18 protein-coding genes and 3 tRNA genes are annotated in these 22,198 nt (G+C 66.0%); 10 read left to right on the forward strand and 11 right to left on the reverse strand.

Features of this window, described 5'->3' with window-relative positions:
- Nucleotides 1-38: 38 nt before the first annotated feature.
- Together ldtR and BUQ68_RS03580 are read right to left on the reverse strand one after the other, a co-directional pair.
- Nucleotides 39-551 (reverse strand): transcriptional regulator LdtR, encoded by a 513-nt coding sequence (gene ldtR, locus BUQ68_RS03575; protein WP_075214562.1) that lies wholly within the window; start codon nucleotides 549-551, stop codon nucleotides 39-41.
- A 239-nt stretch (nucleotides 552-790) separates the two neighbouring features.
- Complete coding sequence (locus BUQ68_RS03580; RefSeq protein WP_075214563.1) at nucleotides 791-1,207, reverse strand: DUF6163 family protein; 417 nt, start codon at nucleotides 1,205-1,207, stop codon at nucleotides 791-793.
- A gap of 215 nt (nucleotides 1,208-1,422) precedes the next feature.
- On the opposite strand from BUQ68_RS03580, the gene hemB reads away from it, so the two are divergent.
- On the forward strand, nucleotides 1,423-2,463 hold the full coding sequence (hemB, locus tag BUQ68_RS03585) for a porphobilinogen synthase (RefSeq protein WP_075214564.1): 1,041 nt from the start codon (nucleotides 1,423-1,425) through the stop codon (nucleotides 2,461-2,463).
- Nucleotides 2,464-2,465: 2 nt separating this feature from the next.
- Nucleotides 2,466-3,881: a branched-chain amino acid ABC transporter permease gene (locus BUQ68_RS03590; protein ID WP_075214565.1), complete on the forward strand. Its 1,416-nt coding sequence runs from the start codon at nucleotides 2,466-2,468 to the stop codon at nucleotides 3,879-3,881.
- 18 nt (nucleotides 3,882-3,899) lie between these two features.
- Here BUQ68_RS03590 and BUQ68_RS03595 read toward each other — a convergent pair whose 3' ends face one another.
- Nucleotides 3,900-4,958: a glycosyltransferase family protein gene (locus tag BUQ68_RS03595; protein ID WP_075214566.1), complete on the reverse strand. Its 1,059-nt coding sequence runs from the start codon at nucleotides 4,956-4,958 to the stop codon at nucleotides 3,900-3,902.
- Nucleotides 4,959-5,657: 699 nt separating this feature from the next.
- On the opposite strand from BUQ68_RS03595, the gene BUQ68_RS03600 reads away from it, so the two are divergent.
- From BUQ68_RS03600 to BUQ68_RS03635, 8 genes are all read left to right on the forward strand, one after another.
- Nucleotides 5,658-6,602: a glycosyltransferase family 2 protein gene (locus tag BUQ68_RS03600; RefSeq protein ID WP_083656241.1), complete on the forward strand. Its 945-nt coding sequence runs from the start codon at nucleotides 5,658-5,660 to the stop codon at nucleotides 6,600-6,602.
- Nucleotides 6,603-6,889: 287 nt separating this feature from the next.
- Entirely contained in the window at nucleotides 6,890-7,708 is an 819-nt protein-coding gene (locus BUQ68_RS03605) for a hypothetical protein (RefSeq protein WP_139315142.1), read from the forward strand.
- Nucleotides 7,709-8,407: 699 nt separating this feature from the next.
- Complete coding sequence (locus tag BUQ68_RS03610) at nucleotides 8,408-9,421, forward strand: acyltransferase family protein (protein ID WP_075214569.1); 1,014 nt, start codon at nucleotides 8,408-8,410, stop codon at nucleotides 9,419-9,421.
- A 223-nt stretch (nucleotides 9,422-9,644) separates the two neighbouring features.
- The gene (locus BUQ68_RS03615) at nucleotides 9,645-10,781 is read left to right on the forward strand and encodes a DUF5131 family protein (RefSeq protein WP_175577725.1); all 1,137 of its coding nucleotides are present in this window, start codon (nucleotides 9,645-9,647) and stop codon (nucleotides 10,779-10,781) included.
- On the forward strand, nucleotides 10,781-11,212 hold the full coding sequence (locus BUQ68_RS03620) for a DUF4326 domain-containing protein (protein WP_075214571.1): 432 nt from the start codon (nucleotides 10,781-10,783) through the stop codon (nucleotides 11,210-11,212). The genes BUQ68_RS03615 and BUQ68_RS03620 overlap by 1 nt, the downstream gene beginning before the upstream one ends.
- A complete protein-coding gene (locus BUQ68_RS03625; protein WP_075214572.1) occupies nucleotides 11,209-11,844 on the forward strand; it encodes a hypothetical protein in 636 nt (211 codons plus the stop codon). The genes BUQ68_RS03620 and BUQ68_RS03625 overlap by 4 nt, the downstream gene beginning before the upstream one ends.
- Entirely contained in the window at nucleotides 11,837-12,130 is a 294-nt protein-coding gene (locus tag BUQ68_RS03630) for a hypothetical protein (RefSeq protein WP_075214573.1), read from the forward strand. The genes BUQ68_RS03625 and BUQ68_RS03630 overlap by 8 nt, the downstream gene beginning before the upstream one ends.
- Complete coding sequence (locus tag BUQ68_RS03635; protein ID WP_139315144.1) at nucleotides 12,123-13,310, forward strand: hypothetical protein; 1,188 nt, start codon at nucleotides 12,123-12,125, stop codon at nucleotides 13,308-13,310. Before BUQ68_RS03630 ends, BUQ68_RS03635 begins: the two co-directional genes overlap by 8 nt.
- 73 nt (nucleotides 13,311-13,383) lie before the next feature.
- Here the strand turns inward: BUQ68_RS03635 and BUQ68_RS03640 are convergent.
- The 8 genes from BUQ68_RS03640 to BUQ68_RS03675 all read right to left on the reverse strand — a co-directional run bounded on the left by BUQ68_RS03640 (nucleotide 13,384) and on the right by BUQ68_RS03675 (nucleotide 22,180).
- Nucleotides 13,384-13,460 (reverse strand) — tRNA-Asp (locus BUQ68_RS03640).
- Nucleotides 13,461-13,997: 537 nt separating this feature from the next.
- A tRNA-Val gene (locus BUQ68_RS03645) sits at nucleotides 13,998-14,073 on the reverse strand.
- 362 nt (nucleotides 14,074-14,435) lie between these two features.
- On the reverse strand, nucleotides 14,436-14,711 hold the full coding sequence (locus tag BUQ68_RS03650) for an HU family DNA-binding protein (RefSeq protein ID WP_075214575.1): 276 nt from the start codon (nucleotides 14,709-14,711) through the stop codon (nucleotides 14,436-14,438).
- A 304-nt stretch (nucleotides 14,712-15,015) separates the two neighbouring features.
- Nucleotides 15,016-17,439 carry an endopeptidase La gene (gene lon / locus BUQ68_RS03655; protein ID WP_075214576.1) on the reverse strand — a complete coding sequence of 808 codons (2,424 nt, stop codon included), beginning with the start codon at nucleotides 17,437-17,439 and terminating at the stop codon, nucleotides 15,016-15,018.
- Nucleotides 17,440-17,883: 444 nt separating this feature from the next.
- Nucleotides 17,884-19,149: an ATP-dependent Clp protease ATP-binding subunit ClpX gene (clpX, locus tag BUQ68_RS03660; RefSeq protein WP_075214577.1), complete on the reverse strand. Its 1,266-nt coding sequence runs from the start codon at nucleotides 19,147-19,149 to the stop codon at nucleotides 17,884-17,886.
- 360 nt (nucleotides 19,150-19,509) lie between these two features.
- On the reverse strand, nucleotides 19,510-20,145 hold the full coding sequence (locus BUQ68_RS03665; RefSeq protein WP_075214578.1) for an ATP-dependent Clp protease proteolytic subunit: 636 nt from the start codon (nucleotides 20,143-20,145) through the stop codon (nucleotides 19,510-19,512).
- 337 nt (nucleotides 20,146-20,482) lie between these two features.
- Nucleotides 20,483-21,838: a trigger factor gene (tig, locus tag BUQ68_RS03670; protein ID WP_075214579.1), complete on the reverse strand. Its 1,356-nt coding sequence runs from the start codon at nucleotides 21,836-21,838 to the stop codon at nucleotides 20,483-20,485.
- A 257-nt stretch (nucleotides 21,839-22,095) separates the two neighbouring features.
- Nucleotides 22,096-22,180, reverse strand: a tRNA-Leu gene (locus tag BUQ68_RS03675).
- Nucleotides 22,181-22,198 lie beyond the last annotated feature (18 nt).

The raw sequence follows: 22,198 nt of genomic DNA on the forward strand, positions 1-22,198 counted from the left end.
TCCGCGCGCGCCGAACATCGGCCCGGCGCGCCTGTCCTTCAAAGCCGGTAGAGGATCTGGTCCGTCCAGAACCGCTCCAGCCGCTGCAGCGACTTGTTCAGCGTGCGGAAGTCGTCCTTGTTGATGCCGCCGACCGTCTCGATCGAGTTGATGTGACGGGCGTAGAGCTTGGAGACGATGTCGGCCACCTCCTGGCCCTTCTCGGTCAGGCGGACGCGCACCGACCGACGGTCCATCCGCGAGCGCTGGTGGTGGATGTAGCCCATCTCCACCAGCTTCTTCAGATTGTAGGACACGTTGGAGCCGAGATAGTAGCCGCGGGTGCGCAGCTCGCCCGCGGTCAGTTCGCTGTCGCCGATGTTGAACAGCAGAAGGGCCTGGACGGCGTTGACGTCGGTACGGCCGGCGCGGTCGAACTCGTCCTTGATCACGTCGAGCAGCCGGCGGTGCAGCCGCTCGACCAGCCGCAGCGCCTCCAGATAGAGCGGCTGGAGGTCCAGCTCTTCTTCCGTCGGCGAGTAGACATCGTATGCGCGCTTGGCGTTGGCCATAGTCATTATGCCTCGCTGTCGAAATCTGTTTCTTGACGTGGATCTCCGCCCACATTGCAAACAAACATGACCGACAGCTTTGAAAATCGGCTTAAATGGCAGGATGAAAATTCTTTTAAAAGCCGTACATCCAGTGATACACCGGGAAACCGCCGTGCTTAACCTCAACAGATCGTCAACAGCACCGGCAAAAACACCGCTTGGCGGGTTGTATTGGCACCGGTGTTACATCAGTGATCCTAAACATCCGGTTTCAGACGCTCGTAAAGCGCCGTAAGCGCCGCGTAGATGAAGACGGTCGCGGCGTGAAAGCCGACGAGGGTGAGGTCCAGGCCGAAGGTGTCGCGGAACACCGTGTGGAGGACCACCTCGGTGAGGGCCGAGATCAGCCACACGACGGTCCCCCAGGAGGCGAGCAGCCAGAGCCCGACGGCGGCGACGAGGTCGAACACGCTGAAGAAGACCGTCGCCACCATCACCTGCCCGGGCAGGCCGAGGAAATCGCCCCCGGGCGCCAGCGGTCCGAGGATCACGCCCCAGCGTTGCAGCCCCGACAGGATGAAGATGGCCGACAGGGCCCGCACGTAGATCACCAGGAGAAGGCGCGCATCGAAACCGGACCCGCGTGGCAAGGCATCTTCGGTCCTCGGATCCATCGGCACTCTCCATGAAGCGGCGACATGCCACCCCCGATCGGGTCCTTTATGCCCGGCCACGGGTCGAGATCCAACCCGCGCGGTGGAGACGAGGGCATTTGCCGTGCTAAGTATCCTGCCGAACGGCGGTATCGCGGCAGGACCGGACGACGACGAGAAGCCGGGCCGAGGACCCCAAGCCCCAGGACACAAGCCCAAGGACAGGGACCCCACCCATGACGTTCCATCGCGGCGACGAAGGCCGTCCTCAGACGAGCGGCCTTGACGACATCCTCAAGGGCCGCCGCATGCGCCGGCTGCGACGGGCGGACTGGTCCCGTCGCCTGGTGCGCGAGACGACGCTGACGGTGGACGACCTGATCTGGCCGGTGTTCGTGGTGGACGGCGAGAACGTCCGCGTCGACGTCCCGTCCATGCCGGGGGTGCAGCGCCTGTCCATCGATCTCGCCGCCGCCCAGGCGGAGGAGGCCGCGCGCCTCGGCATCCCGGCCATCGCCATCTTCCCCTACACGGACCCGGACCTGCGCGACACCATGGGCAGCGAGGCGGTGAACGAGCAGAACCTCGTCTGCCGGGCGACCCGCGCCATGAAGGCGGCGGCACCGGAGGTGGGCCTCATCACCGACGTGGCCCTCGACCCCTTCACCAGCCACGGCCATGACGGCGTGCTCGCCGGCGAGGAGATCCTCAACGACGAGACCGTCGCGCAGATGTGCCGCGCTGCGCTCGTCCAGGCCGCCGCCGGCTCGGACGTGATCGCGCCGTCCGACATGATGGACGGCCGCGTCGGGGCCATCCGGCGCGCCCTCGACGGCGCCGGGTACCATCACGTGCAGATCATGTCCTACACGGCGAAATACGCCTCGGCCTTCTACGGCCCCTTCCGCGACGCGGTCGGCACCAACAAGACGCTGCGCGGCGACAAGCGCACCTACCAGATGGATTTCGGCAACATCGACGAGGCGGTCCGCGAGGCGGAACTGGACCTCAACGAAGGCGCCGACAGCATCATGGTCAAGCCCGGCATGCCCTATCTCGATGTGATCCGCCGCCTGAAGGACACGTTTGCCGTCCCGACCTTCGCCTATCAGGTCTCCGGCGAGTACGCGATGATCAAGGCGGCCGCCGCCAATGGCTGGATCGACGGCGAACGGGCCATGTGGGAGAGCCTCGCCGCCTTCAAGCGCGCCGGTGCCGATGGGGTGCTCACCTATTTCGCCCCCTTCATCGCCCGGCAGATGAAGGCCCGCGGCTGATCTTGCGGCGGCTGGCGACGTGGTTTGTCCGCCTTCTGGCGGGCCTCATCCTGGCGCTCGCCCTCACCGGCTGCGACGGACTGGACGACGGTCAGGCCCGCCTCTGCGTCGCCGTGGTGCCGGCGCTGGAGCCGACCGGCGCCCTCGTCATCCGGTCGGTCACCGCCGATCCATCCGCGCCCCATGCGGTGCGGGTGGACTACACCATCGCGGATCCGGCGTCGGACCGGTCGTTGCGTGTCGGCACGGTCCGCTGCGCCTTCGGCGGCGGTCTGTTCGACACGGACCGGCAACCCCCCGTCGCCGTGGAGCATGACGGGGCGCTCCTCTCCGGCGCCCGGCTGCTCGTCCTCCGGCGGTTCTGGCTCGGTGACCGGGAGGCCATGGCGGAAGGCGCTGCTCGGCTCGACATCCGGGCGATCGAGCGACCGCTGCTGCCGGTGCCGGTGACGGCCGAAACCGGCCTTGCCCTGCAGCAGGCCCTGAACGCCCTCCCTCGCGCCGCCGTCTACGCGGTGCTGGCGGCGGCCTTCGCGCTCGTGCACGGGCTCCTCAACCGGATCAACCTTGCCTTCGGCTGCATCGCCGTCGCCGGCGCGTTCGCGGCGGTCGGGGTGGTGACGGTCTATGACAGGGCCTGGACCATCACCGATCCGATGGTGGCCCTGGTGGCCCTCGCGGCCGTGGTTCTGGTGGCGGGCGCCCAGGGCGCCCTCCTCGGCACGGTGATCGGCACGGCCGTGTTCCGCCCGCTCCGCCACGCCGGCCCGCGCGCCTTCCTCATCGCGACCGTCGGCCTTGCGCTTGCCTTGAGCGAAGCGGTGCGGCTGGTGGCCGGCACCGGCGAGCGATGGATCCAGCCCATGCTGGCGACACCCATCCTGATCGCGTCGGGCGGCTACCGGGCGACGCTCACGGTGTTCCAGGTGCTGGAGGTGCTGTTCGCCGGCGTGCTGCTGGTCGCGCTCGTTGCCCTCATGACCCGCTCCCGGTTCGGCCGGGACTGGCGCGCGGCAGCGGACGATCCGCTGATGGCCCGCCTGCTCGGGTCCGACGTGGAGCGCACGGCGACGATCGCCTTTGCGCTGTCGGCGCTCCTTGCCGGCATTGCCGGGGCGGCGGACGCGCTTCACTACGGCCACGCCAGTGCGGGCGCCTGGCTGACGCTGACCCTGAAGACCCTGATGGCCGCACTCCTCGGCGGGATCGGATCGGTCCGGGGCGCCATCGCCGGCGGCCTGCTGCTCGGCGTGGCGGAAGTCGCCTGGGCGGCGACGATGCCGCTCGACCAGCGGGACATTGCCGTCATGGGCGGGCTCGTGCTTCTGCTGGTGTTCCGGCCGGACGGCCTTTTCGGCGTCGGCCGGGCGGCGGGCGACAGCGGCGACGCCCGCTGGCGGTCCATGGGAAGCAGCTGACGCCGGAGGTTCAGCCGGTCAGAACACCGCGATGCGCTGCAGGAACGCCACCTGGTCGCCCTTGTCGTGGTAGTAGTTCTTGACCTTGCGGCGCAGCTGCAGCACCGGCCCGGAGGGCACGGTGGACCACGGCTTGTTCCCCGACAGGAAGACCTCGCGGAACCGCGGCATCACGTGCCGGGTCTCGAAGTCGCGCAAGGGCCCGCCGACGCGGGCGCAGTCTTCCTTGCGCAGCTGCTCGAGCTTGCGCAGGAGGTCCTGGCCGTCCCGGTAGACCAGGCTGCGGTCCGACTGGAGACGGATGTGGTTGCGGTCGCGACCGCCGGCCCAGCAGAGGAAGGGCCGGTTCAGATAGGCGAACTCGGCGATGGAGAGGCCGAAGGTTTCGCCGATGCTGCGCGCGTGCAGCATGATATCGCAGGTCGCGATGGTGCGGGCCTTGGCTTCCGGATCCACGATGGCCGGCCGATAGAGAACCCGCGGATGGTTGCAGAAGGGCTCCGTGTTCACGAACACGAACCAGATGTCCGGCCGCAGGTCCACCGCCTGGCGGACCGCCTCGCGCGCGAACTCGATGTCGAACTGCCGGTAGCCGCCGTAGCGGCCGACCACCAGCGCGTCCTCGGGGATGCCCCACTCCGCCCGGTAGTCGCCGTCCGGTTCGGGCAGTTCCACGATATGCGGCACGAACGGCCGCCGCCCGCCCGACACGTGGTCGCTCAGCCACTCGGACACGTAGGCGTAGACGTCGCCGTGCGGCTGGTCGAAGTCGAACGCGCAGTGCACCATGTTGCTGATGCCCGGCACCACGTGTAGGTCGGTGTAGTTGAACTTCAGCTTGTAATAGATGTCGCACTTCAGATCGCGGACGAGGTGACGGATCTCGTCGCGCGTATCGTACTCGACGACTTCGAACTTGGAGTCGAAGCGCTTGCGGGCGGCGGCGACATGATCGCCGTTCCGATCGCAAAGAATGACCGGCTCGACACCGATGAGTGCGCAGCCCGCCGCATAGTCGAAGTTGGCGACGGTCGTTCCCCGTTCGGTGAAGACCTCTGCGTCGAATGCGAGCCTCATGTGCCTCTACTCCGCACCGTCGTCCGGAACGCCACGCCTTGAAATGGGTGCGCCATCGTCCTGGACCAAGGTCGCCCCGCAGACCGCGCCTGCCGGTCGACCGCCAAATTCCTGATCGAAACCGCAAGGCCCCCGGTGGGCGGTGATCCGCATCGACAGCCTTTTGCCGGAGAGCCGCCCTTGCTGCGTCGAAGCGAACGAGCCTTGCCTCATATGAAAAGCTGATTGAAACGCGGATACAACATTAATCCTCCGTTAAGGTATTCGAACTGGTGCCAAGGCGGAACTGCATGCAGCATATCCCGGCTCGGATTGCCCGCCTGCTGTGCCTTCGAATCCACATCCGCTGCGGCAAAAACCTATCCGACCGGGTGTAAAATCATCGATGCCCGACACCTTGCGCCCTCAAGTCAACACGGACCACGACCACCCGAGGATTTTGCGGTCACAGAGTTAACGGCATGCAGAGCTTGGCCCCTTGCTCTGCAAAAACCGCTTCACAGCCTGCCACTTCGGGATGGAGACATGCGAATGACGCGTTCGCAGCTGAACTTGAGATCGACGATTTGATTAAAATTCGTCTCTACTGGCCTGCCTCATTCACAATGAGTATTGCAATCCGTGAATTCCTGATGTTACGGTTTCTTCAAATATTGCCATACATTGTGACTGCCTTTCTGGGGTCGAGGTCTGTTCAGTATGCAAGTTCACGAACCGCTCGTGGCGATCTGCACACCGGTCTATAACGGTGGCAAGTTCATTCGGGATGCCCTGGAATGCGTCCAGGCGCAGACCTACAAGAACTTGGTCCACGTCGTCAGCGACAACGCCTCGACCGACGACACGGCCCAGATCCTGGAGGAATTCCAGGGCCGGCGGGTCCCGCTCATCGTCTCCCGGTCGCCGCACACCGTGCCGATCATGCCCAACTGGAACCGGGTAATCGGCCTTGCGCCGCCCGAGGCCAAGTGGCTTCGGATCCTCTGCGCGGACGACCTGATGACGCCCGACGCGGTGGAGAAGATGGTGGCGCTCGGCGAAGCCAACCCGAGCGTCGGGCTGGTCGGATGCGGTCGCCTTCTCAACGGCACCGAGGACAATTTCGACTGGCCCGCCGTCCAGTCCATCTATCCCGGCCGGAAGGCCATCCGCATGCACTTCGCCCGCATGGGCACCGTCTACGGCCCGCACGTTCTGGTGCGCCGCGATCGGATCCTCGACGCGGTCAAGCCGTTCGACGAGACCATGTTCGGGGCCGACACCGACATGTGCCTGCGCGTCCTGCGCTCGTGCGACTTCGCCTACTGCCACGAGATCCTGGCCATCACGCGGGAGCATCCGGCGACCGTGAGCGCCACCGCCATGGCCAAGCGCCGTCTGCACTTCTTCGACTGGCTGATCATGATGGACCGGCACGGCCCCTACGCCTTCGAGCCGGATGAACTCGCCCGGCTGCGCAACCTCTACCTGCGCTATTATCGGCGGAAGATGCTGGTCTGGCCGCGCGAGGTGCGCGCGGAGCACCGGGATCTCCTGAAGAAGCACGGCGAGAAACTGGATAGCTGGAGCTTCATGGACGCCATGGGCAACTGGGTGCTGAAGCGCCTCGGCCTGACCCCCGGCTGGACCGGCTATCCCTTCTGACACGGCTCTCGATGTGTCGAGACGAGGCCCGGCGCCATTGGCGGCCGGGCCTTTTCGTTTCCGCCGTCTCGCGGGCGCTCTTGGCCCGCGCGGGGACGTCTCCGGTCGCGGTTGCGGGCGCCTTAGCGCTCCTTCGGGATCGCCGGTGCCCACGCGGTTCGCCGCGGCTGCCCAGGCTTTGGCCTTCTGATTTTGTGCAATGCAAGATAACATTGCCGAAAGCGAAAGCGTTGGATCGGCCGGGCCAGGCCGGTGCGGCTCTGATCGCGCAACCTGCGGAGACAGTCATGTCTGCATTCGGTCCCGCTTCCGCCCATGCGGCGACACATCTTCGATCTGTGCTGGAACGGTCGGCGGTCGGCGCGCTCGCGCTTCTGCCGGCCGCGGTGACGGCTGCAGCCCTCAGCCCTCATGCGATCAACCCGGCGGGCATCGCGGCCGGCCTTGTGCTCTTCGCAGGCGCGTCCTTTCTGCTCGGCCTTCTGGCCAGCCAGCTCGCCGCGGGCGTCGACTCGGCCATCTTCCGTCAGTTCGGCAATCGCCTGCCGGTGGTGTTGCTGCGCCACAGCGACGCCACGCTGCCGCCAGCCGCAAAGGCGCGCGTGCACCAGGCGCTGATGTCGCGTGGCCTGCCGCTGCCGTCCGCCACCGTGGAGGCGGCCGGACCGCTGCACGCCGACCAGAGCTACCGGGAGGCCGTCGCCTGGATGCAGGCCCGCGCCCCGTCGTCGCCGGTGGCAGGCCGGGTGACGCGCGCCCACACGCTCTACCAGATGCGCCGCCACGCCTGCGCCATCCGCCTCGTGGGCTTGGCAGTCGCCGGCGCCATGCTGGCCCTATCGGTGCTGATCGCCGTTCGCCAGGCCGAGACCGCCGCCCTGCCCGCGCCCGCCGTGACGATCGCCGCTGTGGTGAACGCGTTGATGCTGGCGGCCTGGTTCCTGGAAGCGCGCCAGGGTGCCGTCGTCGCTGCCGCCAAGGCCTACGCGCTGCGGCTCTTCACTGTCGCGAGCCCGGCCGACGCCGCGCCCGTCGAGGCGCGCGCCCGGCGGGTGGCCGACATCGACCGCGCGGCTTTCCGCTCGACGTCCGACAGCACCCCCTGATCCTGGCAAGCGCCGTTCAACGGAAGCTTCAACGCTCGGCCGCATCGCGGCCGGGCGCTGTGCTGTGCTGTGGGCGGGCGGATATCGAAGACGGTCACCCGGTCGCCGCCCCTGCGGCGGCCGCGGTTCACCCATCGGCGCCGCTCAACGCAGCGGTCCAACCCCGCAGAGCACGTGGTGGCTGCGCGCGGACATGCGGTGGCGTCCCGTACCAGGCACGACCGCTTGATGTCTCGTCTCTGGAAGGAAAGTGGCGGGAGTGACGGGGCTCGAACCCGCGACCTCCGGCGTGACAGGCCCGGTGGATCTCGATGGGGATCAATGCGCGTTCAGACTTTTCGGGCGCCGGTTGGAACGGGACATAGAGGGAATGTCTGAACACCCGTTTCTGTCCCGCACACCGACGAGCAACTGGGGGTCGGCGGCCCGTCGCTCCTGACCCATACTGCCCGTTGTTCCCGCCCCGTTCTTGCGCCATGTCCCCTGAGTGACAGAGCGCCGTATCCGCGTGACTAACCTTTATTGACTGGCAGCATAAAGGCCCTTGAGTCAATAATATGCGGGCCTCTATAACTATTCTCATTAAGTAGCGGTCCGCCTCCTCAAGACGGGCGAGAGCCTTTGGCGAGTGGCAAACTGCGCTAGCGTCCAAACCGACCCGGCCGATTGTATTTTAGGTCGTTACCCAGGATCATTCAAATGCACATCACGACTGATCGGCTATTGTGGCCCGATGTCGCTAAAGGTTTCGGTATAATTTTAGTTGTTATCGGACACGTTAGCGACTCACTACGGGATTGGATTTTCCTTTTTCATATGCCTCTATTTTTCGTTTTGTCCGGCTATTTGTTTAAGCCGTCATCCACTTACGAATTTCGCAGAAAGAAAACGACATCTCTTGTTTTGCCATATGTTTCCTTTCTCGTGACATTGTTTTGCCTAACTAAACTTTCTCAGTTAAGTTTAGGCCATGTCCCAAGCTTCTATGATTTGCTGATCGATGTGGCGAAAATGATATACGGTGGCGCCGCTTTGAAGGGTGTGTTCGGCGTATTCTGGTTCGTCAGCTGTCTTTTTATCGCAATGCTGCTCTACAACAGGATTGTCAATCGCTATAAAAGCCCGTACTCGGTCCAATCCATCGGCACGATATTCGTGTGTTTGCTTATGGGCTATGCCTTGTCGTACACCATCGCCGGCATTGTATCACCATTCAATATCAGCGCGGTGCCGATGGCTGTCGTAATCATTTGGTTCGGCCACATGATGCGGGAGTTTGATAGGAAGCGCTCCCTACTACTATTCTTGTCCGGCGCCGTAATCTTGTTATGTATAGCTCTTTATAGACTAGGCGTCGATTTTTCTGTTGATATGAAATACCTCGATTTCGGACCTCCGCTTTTTGGTATCGCGTTAGCGCTTGCCATTAGCGTCATCTACATTGAAATTTGCCGACGGTTCGAGAAGATCCCGACGATTGCTGCACCGGTAGCGAGCGTCGGAGAAGCTTCTCTCGTGATCATGTTTTTCCACCAGTTCATCCACTACACCCTCCGCGATTACGGTTGGAACTCCGATTTTGTCATAATCTTGACAGGCATTCTCGTTCCTTATCTGATGTTCCGATCATTTCGGAATGTACCGATACTTGCCTTTGTTTATCTAGGTCGCCCCATGTCGATGACGGGTAAACCTGATTTTACCTTCCGTTAGTTGAGATGCTGTATTGATCGTTAAGCCGCTTCAGGGCTTCAGACCTGCGAAGTAAATAAAAAGAGCGAATGTTTTAAGCGCGGCGTCTTCTGGCGCGCATACAGGCCGGCGAAGCGCGCCGGTTCGAAAGCGCTGACACGTCCTGTCCGTTGTTCCCGTCTCGTTCTTGCGCCATGTCCACTGGATGACAGAGCGCCCCATCCACGTGGAGACGATCGGCGACATGCTGGACTTCGGCTACCGGCTGGACGCCTGGTGCGAGAGCTGCACCACGAGCCGCCCAGTCGACCTGCGCCGGGCGGCGATGAAGATGGCCGGGCGGATCGAAGCCATGGGCACCGCGCCCCACTACGCCGGCCTCACGCAGCCCTCCAAGGCCGGCCCGGTCTGGACCGGCAAGATCGCCGTCGCACCGGATCATGTGCTCCTGAAGCCGCTGACCTGGCGCAAGCCGGCCCGCATCTTCGTCAATAGCATGAGCGACCTCTTCCACGAGAGCGTTCCGGACGAGACGATCCACCGCGTGTTCGCGGTGATGGCGCTGGCCGACCAGCACACCTTCCAGGTGCTGACGAAGCGGCCGGAGCGGATGCGTGAGTACCTTACCCGCTCGGACCCGCTGTCTTTTCCTTGGACCGTGATTGATGCCGCGGCGTCCATGGGACTTCCCGCGCCGCAGATCGCGCATCATCCGTTTCTCGCCAACGTCTGGCTCGGCGTCAGCGTCGAAGACCAGGCGACCGCCGACGCGCGGATCCCGATCCTGCTCGACACCCCGGCCGCCGTACGGTGGATCTCCGCCGAGCCGCTGCTCGGGGCGGTGGATCTGTCCTCTTGGACCGATCCCGAGAGCGCCTGCGAAAGCTGCGATGATGGGGAAGGCTACGGCCGCCCACGATGCCGGTGGGCCGATATCCCGCGCGGTGAGCAGTGCCCTTTCAATCGTGCCGTCCAGAAGGTCATAGAGAGTGGCCCCTACAGCGCCGATGGAGAGCCAGCCGGCGTCCATTGCGAGGTGGTGAAACTGGATTGGGTGGTGGTCGGCGGCGAATCCGGCCCCGGCGCCCGGCCGATGCATCCCGATTGGCCGCGGGAGATCCGCGACCAGTGCCAGCAAGCCGGCGTGCCCTTCCTCTTCAAGCAGTGGGGGGAGTGGGCACCGGGCGAAGTCGCTGGCCCCAACGAACGCGCCATCGACGCGGCGACGTGGTTCGACGAGCGTTGGATCTTTGAGCGCGTCGGGAAGGCGCAACCGGACCAGCATATCGACGACGAACCGGATATGTTCCGCGTCGGCAAGGCCCGCGCGGGCCGTCTCGTGGACGGCGTCCTCCACGACTCCTATCCGGAGGCGCGCTGATGCCGGTCCGGATCCAGCGCTCCCGCGCGCCCGGCTGGCGCATGCCGCCCGGCGCGGTCTACGTCGGCCGCCCTACCCTATGGGGAAATCCGTGGAAGCCGGGTCGCCCGGGGCGCTTCTGGCTGCCGCCGTATCCGATCGAAGATGCAGCGATCGGCACGGATCTCGACGCCGGCGATGCTGTCGATCTCTACCGCCGCTTACTGCGCGCTGGCCCCGACCCGATCAACCGATTGCTGCCCAACGAGCTCAGTGCCGACGGCCGACGACAGGTTCGTGGATGGCTACACGACCATGCCTCCCACATCCGGGCCGAGCTGCACCAGATCCAGGGCCGCGACCTCGCTTGCTGGTGCGCCCTGGACGCCCCCTGCCACGCCGACGTCCTTCTCAAGCTCGCCAACCCCCTCACCTGCGAGGCCGTGACATGACCATCACCACTATGGGCGCCCCGCCGGCCGACGAGCCGCTGGATGCCGTCATCGCCCGCATGGAAGCCGCCATGGCGAAGGATGCAGGCGTTGGAACAAAGGCGGCGGCGCATTGGAATGCCGACGTGCGCCGGCTTATCGAGGCTGCCCGTCTTGTTGCCGCTCCCGTGGAGGAGGAAGCGAAAGAATACGCACCGTACCTGCGGATGCTTTCGAGCCGGTTCGCGTCGTTCGCTCACGTGCACGATGCCCAATACGGGCCGGGCAGCACGTCCTACAGCATCGAAAACCACGAGCGGAGTGTGTTCTTGGCTCGCCTCGCCGACCTCCTGGAAGGGGGCGACCCGGACGAGATCGCGCGCCGCAAACCGGTTCCGAGCGCGGAGGTTGTGATTGCGGATCTGCAAGCCCGGCTCGCTGACGCCGAGCGGGCGGCGGCCGAGGCGGTGAGGGTCGAACGTGAGGCGTGCGCGCTGCTTTGCGAGGGGGCGAGCATCGGTTTTGACATCGAGGTCTGGATCCATAGCACCAAGAAGGAAATGACCGCCGTCATGGCCCAGGCGCTCGCCGCCGCCATCCGCAACCGCACCGCCGCACCCGCCACCCCGACCACGGAGAGCGGCGATGGCTGACATCCGCTTCCGCGTCGATCCCGCTGACATCCCGGCCGTGAAAGCCGCCCGACGCCTCGGCCTCGACGAGGATGCCTTCACTCGCGCCCTCCCCGAGCTGCTGTCGCGGGGCTTCCCACCGCCCGACCAGACCACCGGCATGTTCGATCTCGACGCCATCGATCGCTGGCGGCGGAAACGCCATGCCCATCTGTTTCCAGAAGACGCCAGCTTGACGGCGCCTCCGGCCGCGCGCGACGCTCGCGAGGTCGTGGCTGACAGGCTGGCGAGGGTGCGCGGTGGGTAGAGTGAAGATCCCGTACTACGTCGTCATCAAGGGCCGCGGCTACTGGCAGCCCACGGCCAAGATGCGCGCCGAAGGCTTTGCGCAGGTGCCCTGCGGCCCGGACGGTCCAGAGGCCTGGAAGGTCGCCATCACGTGGAACGAGCGGTGGCAGCGCCATCGTCGTGGCGAGCGGGTGACGATCCACGCGGCCGCCGCCACCGACGCCGATCCGGAAGCCGCCAACGTCTACCCAAAAGCCTCCCTCGGCGAGGCGTTCGGCCGCTACCGGCGCACGCCGGAATGGTCGCGCAAGGCGCCGGCCACGAGGGACGACTGGTGGCGCGGCTGGCGCCGGATCCGCCCCGTCTTCGGCGACGTGGCGCCCCACACAGTGGGCCTCGAGGAGATCAGCGCCTGGCGCGCCTACCTCCAAGAGAGCGTCGGGACGCGGGAGACGCACCGGGCCCTCAAGATCTGGCGCGCGCTCTGGAAGGTCGCCGCCGCCATGCACTACTGCGAGCGCGACGCCGACCCGTCCCTCGGCGTTCGCAACAGCGCGGCGCCCGGCCGGTCGGCCACCTGGTCCGACGGCGAGATCGCCCGTCTCGCCAAGCGCGCCTGGCGCGAGGGATACCGGGGCCTTGCCGCTGCTCTCGCGGTTCAGTGGGACACCCAGATGTCGCCCGGCGACGTGCGCGCCCTTACAGCCGGCCAGCTGCTCGCTGATACGATCGCGACGACCCGGGCGAAGACGGGCGTCTCGGTGCGCGCAGCGCTGTCGCGCCGAACCCGCGCGATCGTCGACGCCTATGTCGCCACTCTGCCGTTCACCCCGCTTCCGGATCAGCCCCTGTTCCGGACGCGCGGATACGCCCCGCCGCCCGGTTCAAAGGGTGGCAGGCCGCGCATTCCGGCGCCCTACACGAAGAACGCGATGGCGGCCGACTTCCGTGAAGTTAGGGTATTGGTGTTCGGCGAGCGTGAGACCCGCCAGATGCTCGACATCCGCCGGTCTGGGGCCGTGGAAGCGATCGCTGGCGGCGCGCGCGCCGAGCAGCTGGCCCATGCGATGGGGAACACGCTCTCGGCTTCGAATGCCCTCTTCGAGACCTATGTCCCGGCGTCGGTCACCAGCCTACAGGCCGTCGCCGAGGCGCGCCTCAAGGGCCGCCGCAAGATGCGCCAGAAGAACGAGCCGTGATCAGAAAGTCTGAACTCGCTGGGCCGAGTTTGAACTCGGCAGCCGATCGGACCAGCTAAGTGCTTGGAAAGAATGGCGGGAGTGACGGGGCTCGAACCCGCGACCTCCGGCGTGACAGGCCGGCACTCTAACCGACTGAGCTACACCCCCGCTTGGGCTTTCGTCGAACCGTCTTGGCCGTGGCCGCGCCGTGTTCGTCGTCGGTGGCGCTGAAGTAGGGGATGCCAGGAGGGAAGTCAAGCAGCCTTTTTCAGGCGCGGACCGGAGCGCTCGCGCGCCGCCGAAAAGCGGCTGGAACGCCCGGTTCAGCCGCGCCGAGCCCCGAGGAAAATCATGGCCGCGGTCAGCCGGCTGAAGAATCGGCGGACCCGATTCCGCTTCAGTTGGAAGAGCTTCGGCCCGATCGGCGCCGAAGCCCGAGAATCGCACCTCCGCCTCTCAACACCACCGGTCACCGTCCTCGGCGCCCGGTCCCACCCGTCGCCGTCAAACGAGCGGAGCGGCTCGCCAAGCCTGCACAGCGCCCTCACACATTCAAAAAACGCGGGACCAGCCGGGCCGGCAGCGGTCGCTCCGTGGGCGTGGGGCGGCGTCCAGCGGCAGCCCGGACGCATTCGGCCTTAAACGGTCCAGCCGCGCGACGAGCGGCTCGCGATGACGATGAGGAGGGCTGCGCGTGATGGGACGTGGTGGGCGGTGACGGTCTCGAACCGCCGACATCCTGCGTGTAAAGCAGGCGCTCTACCAACTGAGCTAACCGCCCGTCCCCACGTCGGCGACGCCCCGTCCGAGGATCGAGGGCGCCCTGCCCTCGGGGTTTACGGCGTCCACCCGCCGTTGGCAAGACCGCAGCCGGCGACCGGCGGATCGCCGCTGCGGGCCGTCCTGTAATAAGAGCCGCCCGGCTGCCGGATGGCTGCCGGCCTGACCCAAAAACAAGAGCGGCCCGGCTGCCGGATGGCTGCCGGCCTGACCCAAAAACAAGAGCGGCCCGGCTGCCGGATGGCTGCCGGCCAAACCCAAAAACAAGAGCGGCCCGGCTGCCGGATGGCTGCCGGGCCGTGCCCGAGGAACCTGGACGGCAGGGGGAGCGCCGCTGCGCCGCCCTCGCCTGCCGGAGCCGGTTCAGCCGTTGACGGCGTCCTTGAGGCCCTTGCCGGCGCGGAACTTCGGCTGCTTGGAAGCCGGGATCTGGATGGTTTCGCCGGTCTGCGGATTGCGACCCTCGGTGGCGGCGCGTTCGGTCACGACGAAGTTGCCGAAGCCCACGATGCGGACCTCGTCCCCGGCCTTCAGGGCGCCACTGATGACGTCGAACACGGCATCCACGGCCTCGCCAGCCTGCGCCTTGGTGAGCGACGCCTTGTCGGCGACCTGCGAGACCAGATCGTTCTTGTTCATGTCTTATCCCTTTTTCGATCCGTGACGGAGGCGATCGGACGACCGCCGCCTCGGCCGGCACGTTTCCCGGATTTCCGCCCAAAAGCAAGGGGTGACCAGGGCGAAAAGCGCGGTTTTCCGGCATTCGTGTCGAAAAAGGAGCGCCGTGCGACCACCCTCCCGGCGAACCTGTGGGTGTGTTGAGGCATGCAAGTGATTTGATGGTTCGAACCGCGGATCCGGGGCCGGAGACCACAAGAAAAAAACCCCGGCGGTGGCCGCCGGGGTTTTCTGTCACGCAATTGTCGGACCTGCCAGTCGGCCGTCAGTGCGCCGTCAGGGCAGCCGGATCCTCGTCAGGAAGCGGCGCGGAGGCCACCACCTTTGATTCGTCCCACACGATGGCCTCGGGCATGCGCGTCAGGGCGTTCCGCAGCACCTCGTCCATGCGCGAGACCGGGATGATGTCGAGCCCGCTCTTCACGTTGTCCGGGATGTCCGCCAGATCCTTGGCGTTCTCCTGCGGGATCATCACGGTCTTGATGCCGCCGCGGTGCGCCGCGAGCAGCTTTTCCTTCAGGCCGCCGATCGGCAGCACCCGGCCGCGGAGCGTGATCTCGCCCGTCATCGCCACGTCGTGACGCACCGGAATGCCCGTCATCACCGAAACGATGGAGGTCACCATGGCGATGCCAGCGGACGGACCGTCCTTCGGCGTCGCGCCTTCCGGCACGTGCACGTGGATGTCGCGCTTGTCGAACAGCGGCGGCTCGATGCCGAAGTCGATCGCCCGGGAGCGGACATAGGACGCCGCCGCCGAGATGGACTCCTTCATCACGTCGCGAAGGTTGCCCGTGACCGTCATGCGACCCTTGCCGGGCAGCTGGACCGCCTCGATGGTGAGGAGTTCGCCGCCGACTTCCGTCCACGCGAGGCCGGTGACGACGCCGAGCATGGCCTCCTCCTCCGCCTCGCCGTAGCGATACCGCGGCACGCCGAGGTAGGCCTCGACCTTTTCCGGCGTCACCGTCACGGACGCGCCTTCGACCTTGTTCTTCAGAAGCTCGGTCACCGCCTTGCGGGCCAGCGTCATCATCTCCCGGTCGAGATTGCGCACGCCCGCCTCGCGGGTGTAGCGCTGGATCACCATACGGATCGCCTCTTCGGTGATCTCGTACTCGCCCTTGCGCAGACCGTGGTCGGCGATCGCCTTCGGCAGGAGATGGCGCTTGGCGATCTCCACCTTCTCGTCCTCGGTGTAGCCGGCGATGCGGATGATCTCCATCCGGTCCATCAGCGGCGCCGGGATGTTGAGCGTGTTCGCCGTGGTCACGAACATCACGTCCGAAAGGTCGTACTCGACCTCCAGATAGTGGTCCATGAACGTGGCGTTCTGCTCCGGATCCAGCACCTCCAGCAGGGCCGACGACGGGTCGCCGCGGAAGTCCATGCCCATCTTGTCGATCTCGTCGAGCAGGAAGAGCGGGTTGGACTTCTTGGCCTTCTTCATCGACTGGATGACCTTGCCGGGCATCGAGCCGATGTAGGTGCGCCGATGGCCACGGATCTCGGCCTCGTCCCGCACGCCGCCGAGCGACATGCGCACATACTCACGGCCGGTCGCCTTTGCGATCGACTTGGCGAGCGAGGTCTTGCCGACGCCCGGAGGGCCGACGAGGCAGATGATCGGCCCCTTCAGCTTGTTGGCGCGCGACTGCACGGCCAGATACTCGATGATGCGCTCCTTGACCTTCTCTAGGCCGAAGTGGTCCTCGCCGAGGACCGCCTCCGCGTGGGCGAGGTCGTTGCGCACCTTGGAGCGCTGCTTCCACGGAATGCCCAGCAGCCAGTCCAGGTAGTTGCGCACCACCGTGGCCTCGGCCGACATGGGGCTCATCTGGCGCAGCTTCTTCAGCTCGCCGAGGGCCTTGTCGCGGGCTTCCTTGGTCAGCTTGGTCTTGTTGATACGCTCTTCCAGTTCGGCCAGCTCGTCGCGGCCTTCCTCGCCGTCGCCGAGCTCCTTCTGGATCGCCTTCATCTGCTCGTTGAGGTAGTACTCGCGCTGGGTCTTCTCCATCTGGCGCTTGACGCGCGAGCGGATGCGCTTTTCCACCTGCAGGACGGAGATCTCGCTCTCCATCAGGCCGAGCACACGCTCCAGGCGCTCCGTCACCGAGGTCAGGCCCAGGATGTCCTGCTTCTCGGCGATCTTGACCGCCAGGTGCGACGCGATCGTGTCGGCGAGCTTGGAGTAGTCCTCGATCTGGCCGATGGTGCCGAGCACCTCGGGCGAGACCTTCTTGTTGAGCTTCACATAGTTGTCGAACTCGGCAACGACCGACCGGGCCAGCGCCTCGACTTCCACGCGCTCGCCGGCGTCCTCGTCGAGGAGGTGCGCTTCGGCTTCGAAATACTCGGTCCGGTCCAGGTAGCGGGTGATGCGCGCGCGCTTGCCGCCTTCGACCAGCACCTTCACGGTGCCGTCCGGCAGCTTCAGGAGCTGCAGCACGGTCGCAAGCGTGCCGACCTCGAAGATGGCGCCGGGCGCCGGATCGTCGTCACCGGCATTCTTCTGGGTGGCGAGCAGGATCTGCTTGTCCGCCGTCATCACCTCTTCGAGGGCGCGGATGGACTTTTCGCGGCCGACGAAGAGCGGCACGATCATGTGCGGGAACACGACGATGTCGCGGAGCGGCAGAACCGGGAAGATGTCCTTGTCGTGACCGGACGCGGTGGGGGTATCGGCCATCGGGTAACGTCCTTTCTTGTCGGCCCGCCCAGCCGGACGCCCCAGGGAGGATGGGGAGCGGCGGCGAAGCGGCCTCATGGTCGACGCGGTGGAGCGGCCTTTGGGAGACGGGCCGAGGTCGACCGTTCCGTCGTTTTGGAAACGCGATACGTTCGTGAGGAAGAGCGGTGACCCACCCTTCCGGACAGCCGGTCCGGAACGCCCTTGGCAAGGCACGTTCCACACCGCTGATCGAGCTTCCGGCACCGCCGCGTCCACCTTCAAGTGGCGGACTGGGCAGGCATTTTCAAGTCCGCCGGCGCACCGGGCGATCACGCTTCGCGGCGCGATCCGCGCCGGTCCGGATCAGTCCACTGCGGCGCGCGCGGGGCGCCTCGAAGGCAGGCCCGCACGGGCGGCGGCGAAGCCCCGGGCGCGACGTCCGCCCGGGACGACACGGCACCATCAGGCGTTGGTGCCGGTCTCTTCCAGCCGCTCGGCGTAGACGTAGATCGGGCGCGCCTTGCCGTCGACCGTCTCCTGGCTGACCACGACTTCGCGCACGCCGTCGAGGCTCGGCAGCTCGTACATGGTCTCCAGGAGGATGGCCTCCATGATGGAGCGAAGGCCGCGGGCGCCGGTCTTGCGCTCGATCGCCCGGCGGGCGATGGCGCGCAGGGCGTCCTCCTGGAAGGTCAGCTCCACATCCTCCATCTCGAAGAGGCGCTGGTACTGCTTCACGAGCGCGTTCTTCGGGGCGGTGAGGATGGTGATCAGCGCCTCCTCGTCCAGGTCCTCCAGCGTCGCCAGAACCGGCAGACGGCCGACGAACTCGGGGATCAGGCCGAACTTCAGGAGGTCTTCCGGCTCCACCTCGCGGAAGAGTTCGCCGGTGCGGCGGTCCTCCGGGGCGGAGACCTGGGCCTTGAAGCCGATCGAGGTGGACTTGCCGCGCTGGGAGATGATCTTCTCCAGGCCCGCGAAGGCGCCGCCGCAGATGAACAGGATGTTGGTCGTGTCCACCTGCAGGAATTCCTGCTGCGGGTGCTTGCGGCCGCCCTGGGGCGGGACCGAAGCCACGGTGCCTTCCATGATCTTCAGGAGCGCCTGCTGCACGCCTTCGCCCGACACGTCGCGCGTGATCGACGGATTGTCGGATTTCCGACTGATCTTGTCGACCTCGTCGATGTAGACGATGCCGCGCTGCGCCCGCTCGACATTGTAGTCGGCGGCCTGCAGCAGCTTCAGGATGATGTTCTCCACGTCCTCGCCGACATAGCCGGCTTCGGTCAGCGTGGTGGCGTCCGCCATGGTGAAGGGCACGTCGATGATGCGGGCCAGCGTCTGCGCGAGCAGCGTCTTGCCGCAGCCGGTCGGCCCGATCAGCATGATGTTGGACTTGGCCAGTTCCACGTCGTTGTTCTTGGCGGCGTGGTTCAGGCGCTTGTAGTGGTTGTGCACCGCCACCGCCAGGACCTTCTTGGCCTTGTCCTGGCCGATGACATAGTCATCGAGCACCTTCCGGATGTCCTCCGGCGAGGGCACGCCATCGCGTGACTTCACCAGGTTGGACTTGCTCTCTTCCCGGATGATGTCCATGCAGAGTTCGACACACTCGTCGCAGATGAACACCGTCGGTCCTGCGATGAGCTTGCGCACTTCGTGCTGGCTCTTGCCGCAGAACGAACAATAGAGCGTGTTCTTCGACTCGCCGCCGCTGACCTTGGTCATCCAATTCGTTCCTGCTCGGTTGTCGGACGGCCTGGGGCCGCCCGGACGGGCCGGTCGCTTCCTTTGCCGCCTTGCAAGTTCGGGGCCGTTCGTCCCCACCCTTTCAAGATCGACGCCGTCCGCGCCCTTTCCCGTCGCTCCCGGTCCCCGTCGCCGATGCCGCCACGAAGCACGTTGGCCGCATGCTGATCCGACAGGGATCAAGATAGACTTAACGTACCTACCGCCGCCCGCCAGTGCCGGTGGGATCCCACCGGACCCGTAAGGCCCGTCGTCCCGGACCCGAACCGCCGCGGGGCGATCCTGGATCCGCGACCGGCCCGAATGCGCCGCAAGGACGCACCCCGGACCGGCGACGCCTTACTTGCCGGCGCCGGCTTCCAGCGCCGTGCGGCTCTCGATCACGTCGTCGACCAGACCGAAGCTCTTGGCCGCGAAGGCGTCCATGAAGTTGTCGCGCTCCAGCGCCTCCTCCACGGTCTTCAGGTCCTGGCCGGTGTGCTTCACGTATATCTCGTTCAGCCGCCGCTTCAGCTTCAGGATCTCCTGGGCGTGCAGCATGATGTCCGCCGCCTGCCCGCGGAAACCGCCGGAGGGCTGGTGCACCATGATGCGGCTGTTCGGCAGCGTGAAGCGCATGTCCTTCTCGCCGGCGCAGAGCAGCAGCGAGCCCATGGACGCCGCCTGCCCGATGCAGAGCGTCGACACCTTGGGGCGGATGAACTGCATCGTGTCGTAGATCGCCAACCCGGACGTCACATAGCCGCCAGGGGAATTGATGTAGAGGGCGATCTCCTTGTTCGGATTCTCCGACTCCAGGAACAGGAGCTGGGCGCACACCAGCGTGGCCACACCGTCCTCGATGCCGCCCGTGATGAAGATGATCCGCTCCTTGAGAAGCCGCGAGAAGATGTCGTACGCGCGCTCACCGCGGTTCGTCTGTTCGACGACCATCGGGACCAGCGTGCTCATGTAGAAGTCGACGGGGTCCTTCATGCCACTCCTCGGCCATCAAAACTGCCGGCTTGGGGCCGGCCGGGCGTGCGCCCTCGGCTGCTCGGTATCGCGTTTGACGGGGATCGTTACATCCCGGCTTGCCCCTTGGCTACACCGGAGACGCTGAATTTTGCGTGCGGGTCGCTCAACAGCGTTGGCACGGTGAAGGGCGAGTGACCACGCGAAGGCCTCATATGGGCTTCGGCCGCCTGAACGCAAGTCCGTCGGCGGCGTGGCTCCCGGCGGCGGCCCCGCGCCCCGAAGGCCCGAATCGGAACCGGCCGGAACGCGAGGTTCCGGCCGGCTGGATCTCACCCGACGATGACGGTCCGCGCCATCAGGCCGCGGCGGTCTCGTCCTCGTCTTCCTTGAAGAGCTCGTCCTTGGTGACGGTCTTGTCCTCGACCTTCACCTGGCCGAGCAGGTGGTCGACCACCTTCTCCTCGAACACTGGCGCCTGCAGCGAGGCCAGCGCCTGCGGGTCCTTGCGGTAGTATTCCAGAACCTCGCGCTCCTGGCCGGGGAACTGGCGGGCGCGCTCGATCAGGGCGCGCTGCAGCTCCGGCTCGGTCACCTGGATCTTGTTCTCCTCGCCGATCTTGGAGAGGACGAGACCGAGGCGGACCCGGCGTTCGGCGATCTTGGTGTATTCCTCGCGCGCCTTCTCCTCCGTGCTGCCCTCGTCCTCGAAGGTCTTGCCGGAGCGCTCCAGTTCCGCGGTCACCTGCCGCCAGATGATCTCGAACTCCTGGCCGACGAGGGTCGGCGGCAGGTCGAAGCTGTACTGCTTGTCGAGCTGGTCGAGCAGCTGGCGCTTCACCTTCTGGCGGGTCTGGGCGCCGTACTGGCTTTCCACCTGCCCCTTGATGGCCGCCTTGACGGCGTCCAGGCTGTCCAGGCCGAGGGTCTTCGCCCACTCGTCGTCGAGCTTGACCGCACCCGGCGCGGCGACCTCGAACAGTTCGATGTCGAAGGTGGCGGCCTTGCCGGCGAGGTGGGGCGCCGGGTATTCGGTCGGGAAGGTCACCTCGATGACCTTCTTGTCGCCGACCTTCATGCCGACGAGCTGCTCCTCGAAACCCGGGATGAAGCGCTTCTGGCCGATGAACAGATAGGCCTTCTCGTCGGCGCCGCCCTCGAAGGGCTCGCCGTCGACCTTGCCGAGGTAGGAGATGGTCACCCGGTCGCCTTCGGCGGCCTCGGCACCCTCTTCCTTCGGCTCGTAGGAGCGCGAGCCCTCGGCGATCTGGGCGATGCGCTCGTCGATCTCCTCGTCGGTCACATCGACCACCGGGCGCTCGATCGAGACGCCGTCCACCGGCTGCACCTCGAAGGACGGAATCACCTCGTAGGAGAGCGTGAAGGCGAGGTCGGCGGCGCCGTCCAGCACCTTCTCGGCCTCGGCGTCCGCGAGGTCCACCTTCGGCTGCACGGCCGACTTCTCGTTGCGCTCCTCGACCGCCTTGCTCGTCGATTCACCGATCACGGTGTTGACGATCTCGGCCATGGCGGACTTGCCGTACATCTTCTTCAGATGCGCCATCGGCACCTTGCCCGGCCGGAAGCCGCGGATCTGGACGCGGCCCTTCAGGTCGTTCAGGTATGTGTCGAGGCGGCTGGCGAGTTCCGTCGCCGGAACGACGATCTTGAGCTCGCGCTTGAGCCCGTCGGTGGCGGTTTCGTGCACCTGCATGGGTCGGTCTTTCGTCCCTGTCCTTCGAATCGATCTGTCCCGAGGCCCATCGGCCCATCGGGAAAGGCCGCGTCGAGCATCGTCCTCACTGCCTCGGCGCCCGCTCGGCCACCCGCGGTCGGCATCTCGGCCGGCGTGGGAAACACGGGTCTGGCCCTGGCGCGGCGCGATGGCTCGGCGGGTCGGTCGCGATCCGGCACCGGATCACGAGGGCCATGGGTTCCCGAGGGAATCCGGCCCGACCCTCTCGGTCGGCCTGGTGCGGGCGGAGGGACTTGAACCCCCACGGCTTTCGCCAACGGAACCTAAATCCGTCGTGTCTACCAGTTCCACCACGCCCGCCCGACAAAGAGCACGCTC

It is taken from the genome of Mongoliimonas terrestris (assembly GCF_001927285.1).
Lineage (GTDB): Bacteria > Pseudomonadota > Alphaproteobacteria > Rhizobiales > Pleomorphomonadaceae > Chthonobacter > Chthonobacter terrestris.

Excerpts from the sequence above, each read along its gene's own strand:
- ldtR (WP_075214562.1), bottom strand. The coding sequence starts at position 551 with ATGGCCAACGCCAAGCGCGCATACGATGTCTACTCGCCGACGGAAGAA.
- BUQ68_RS03580 (WP_075214563.1), bottom strand. The coding sequence starts at position 1,207 with ATGGATCCGAGGACCGAAGATGCCTTGCCACGCGGGTCCGGTTTCGAT.
- hemB (WP_075214564.1), top strand. The coding sequence starts at position 1,423 with ATGACGTTCCATCGCGGCGACGAAGGCCGTCCTCAGACGAGCGGCCTT.
- BUQ68_RS03595 (WP_075214566.1), bottom strand. The coding sequence starts at position 4,958 with ATGAGGCTCGCATTCGACGCAGAGGTCTTCACCGAACGGGGAACGACC.
- BUQ68_RS03600 (WP_083656241.1), top strand. The coding sequence starts at position 5,658 with ATGCAAGTTCACGAACCGCTCGTGGCGATCTGCACACCGGTCTATAAC.
- BUQ68_RS03605 (WP_139315142.1), top strand. The coding sequence starts at position 6,890 with ATGTCTGCATTCGGTCCCGCTTCCGCCCATGCGGCGACACATCTTCGA.
- BUQ68_RS03610 (WP_075214569.1), top strand. The coding sequence starts at position 8,408 with ATGCACATCACGACTGATCGGCTATTGTGGCCCGATGTCGCTAAAGGT.
- BUQ68_RS03615 (WP_175577725.1), top strand. The coding sequence starts at position 9,645 with ATGCTGGACTTCGGCTACCGGCTGGACGCCTGGTGCGAGAGCTGCACC.
- BUQ68_RS03620 (WP_075214571.1), top strand. The coding sequence starts at position 10,781 with ATGCCGGTCCGGATCCAGCGCTCCCGCGCGCCCGGCTGGCGCATGCCG.
- BUQ68_RS03625 (WP_075214572.1), top strand. The coding sequence starts at position 11,209 with ATGACCATCACCACTATGGGCGCCCCGCCGGCCGACGAGCCGCTGGAT.
- BUQ68_RS03630 (WP_075214573.1), top strand. The coding sequence starts at position 11,837 with ATGGCTGACATCCGCTTCCGCGTCGATCCCGCTGACATCCCGGCCGTG.
- BUQ68_RS03650 (WP_075214575.1), bottom strand. The coding sequence starts at position 14,711 with ATGAACAAGAACGATCTGGTCTCGCAGGTCGCCGACAAGGCGTCGCTC.
- lon (WP_075214576.1), bottom strand. The coding sequence starts at position 17,439 with ATGGCCGATACCCCCACCGCGTCCGGTCACGACAAGGACATCTTCCCG.
- clpX (WP_075214577.1), bottom strand. The coding sequence starts at position 19,149 with ATGACCAAGGTCAGCGGCGGCGAGTCGAAGAACACGCTCTATTGTTCG.
- BUQ68_RS03665 (WP_075214578.1), bottom strand. The coding sequence starts at position 20,145 with ATGAAGGACCCCGTCGACTTCTACATGAGCACGCTGGTCCCGATGGTC.
- tig (WP_075214579.1), bottom strand. The coding sequence starts at position 21,838 with ATGCAGGTGCACGAAACCGCCACCGACGGGCTCAAGCGCGAGCTCAAG.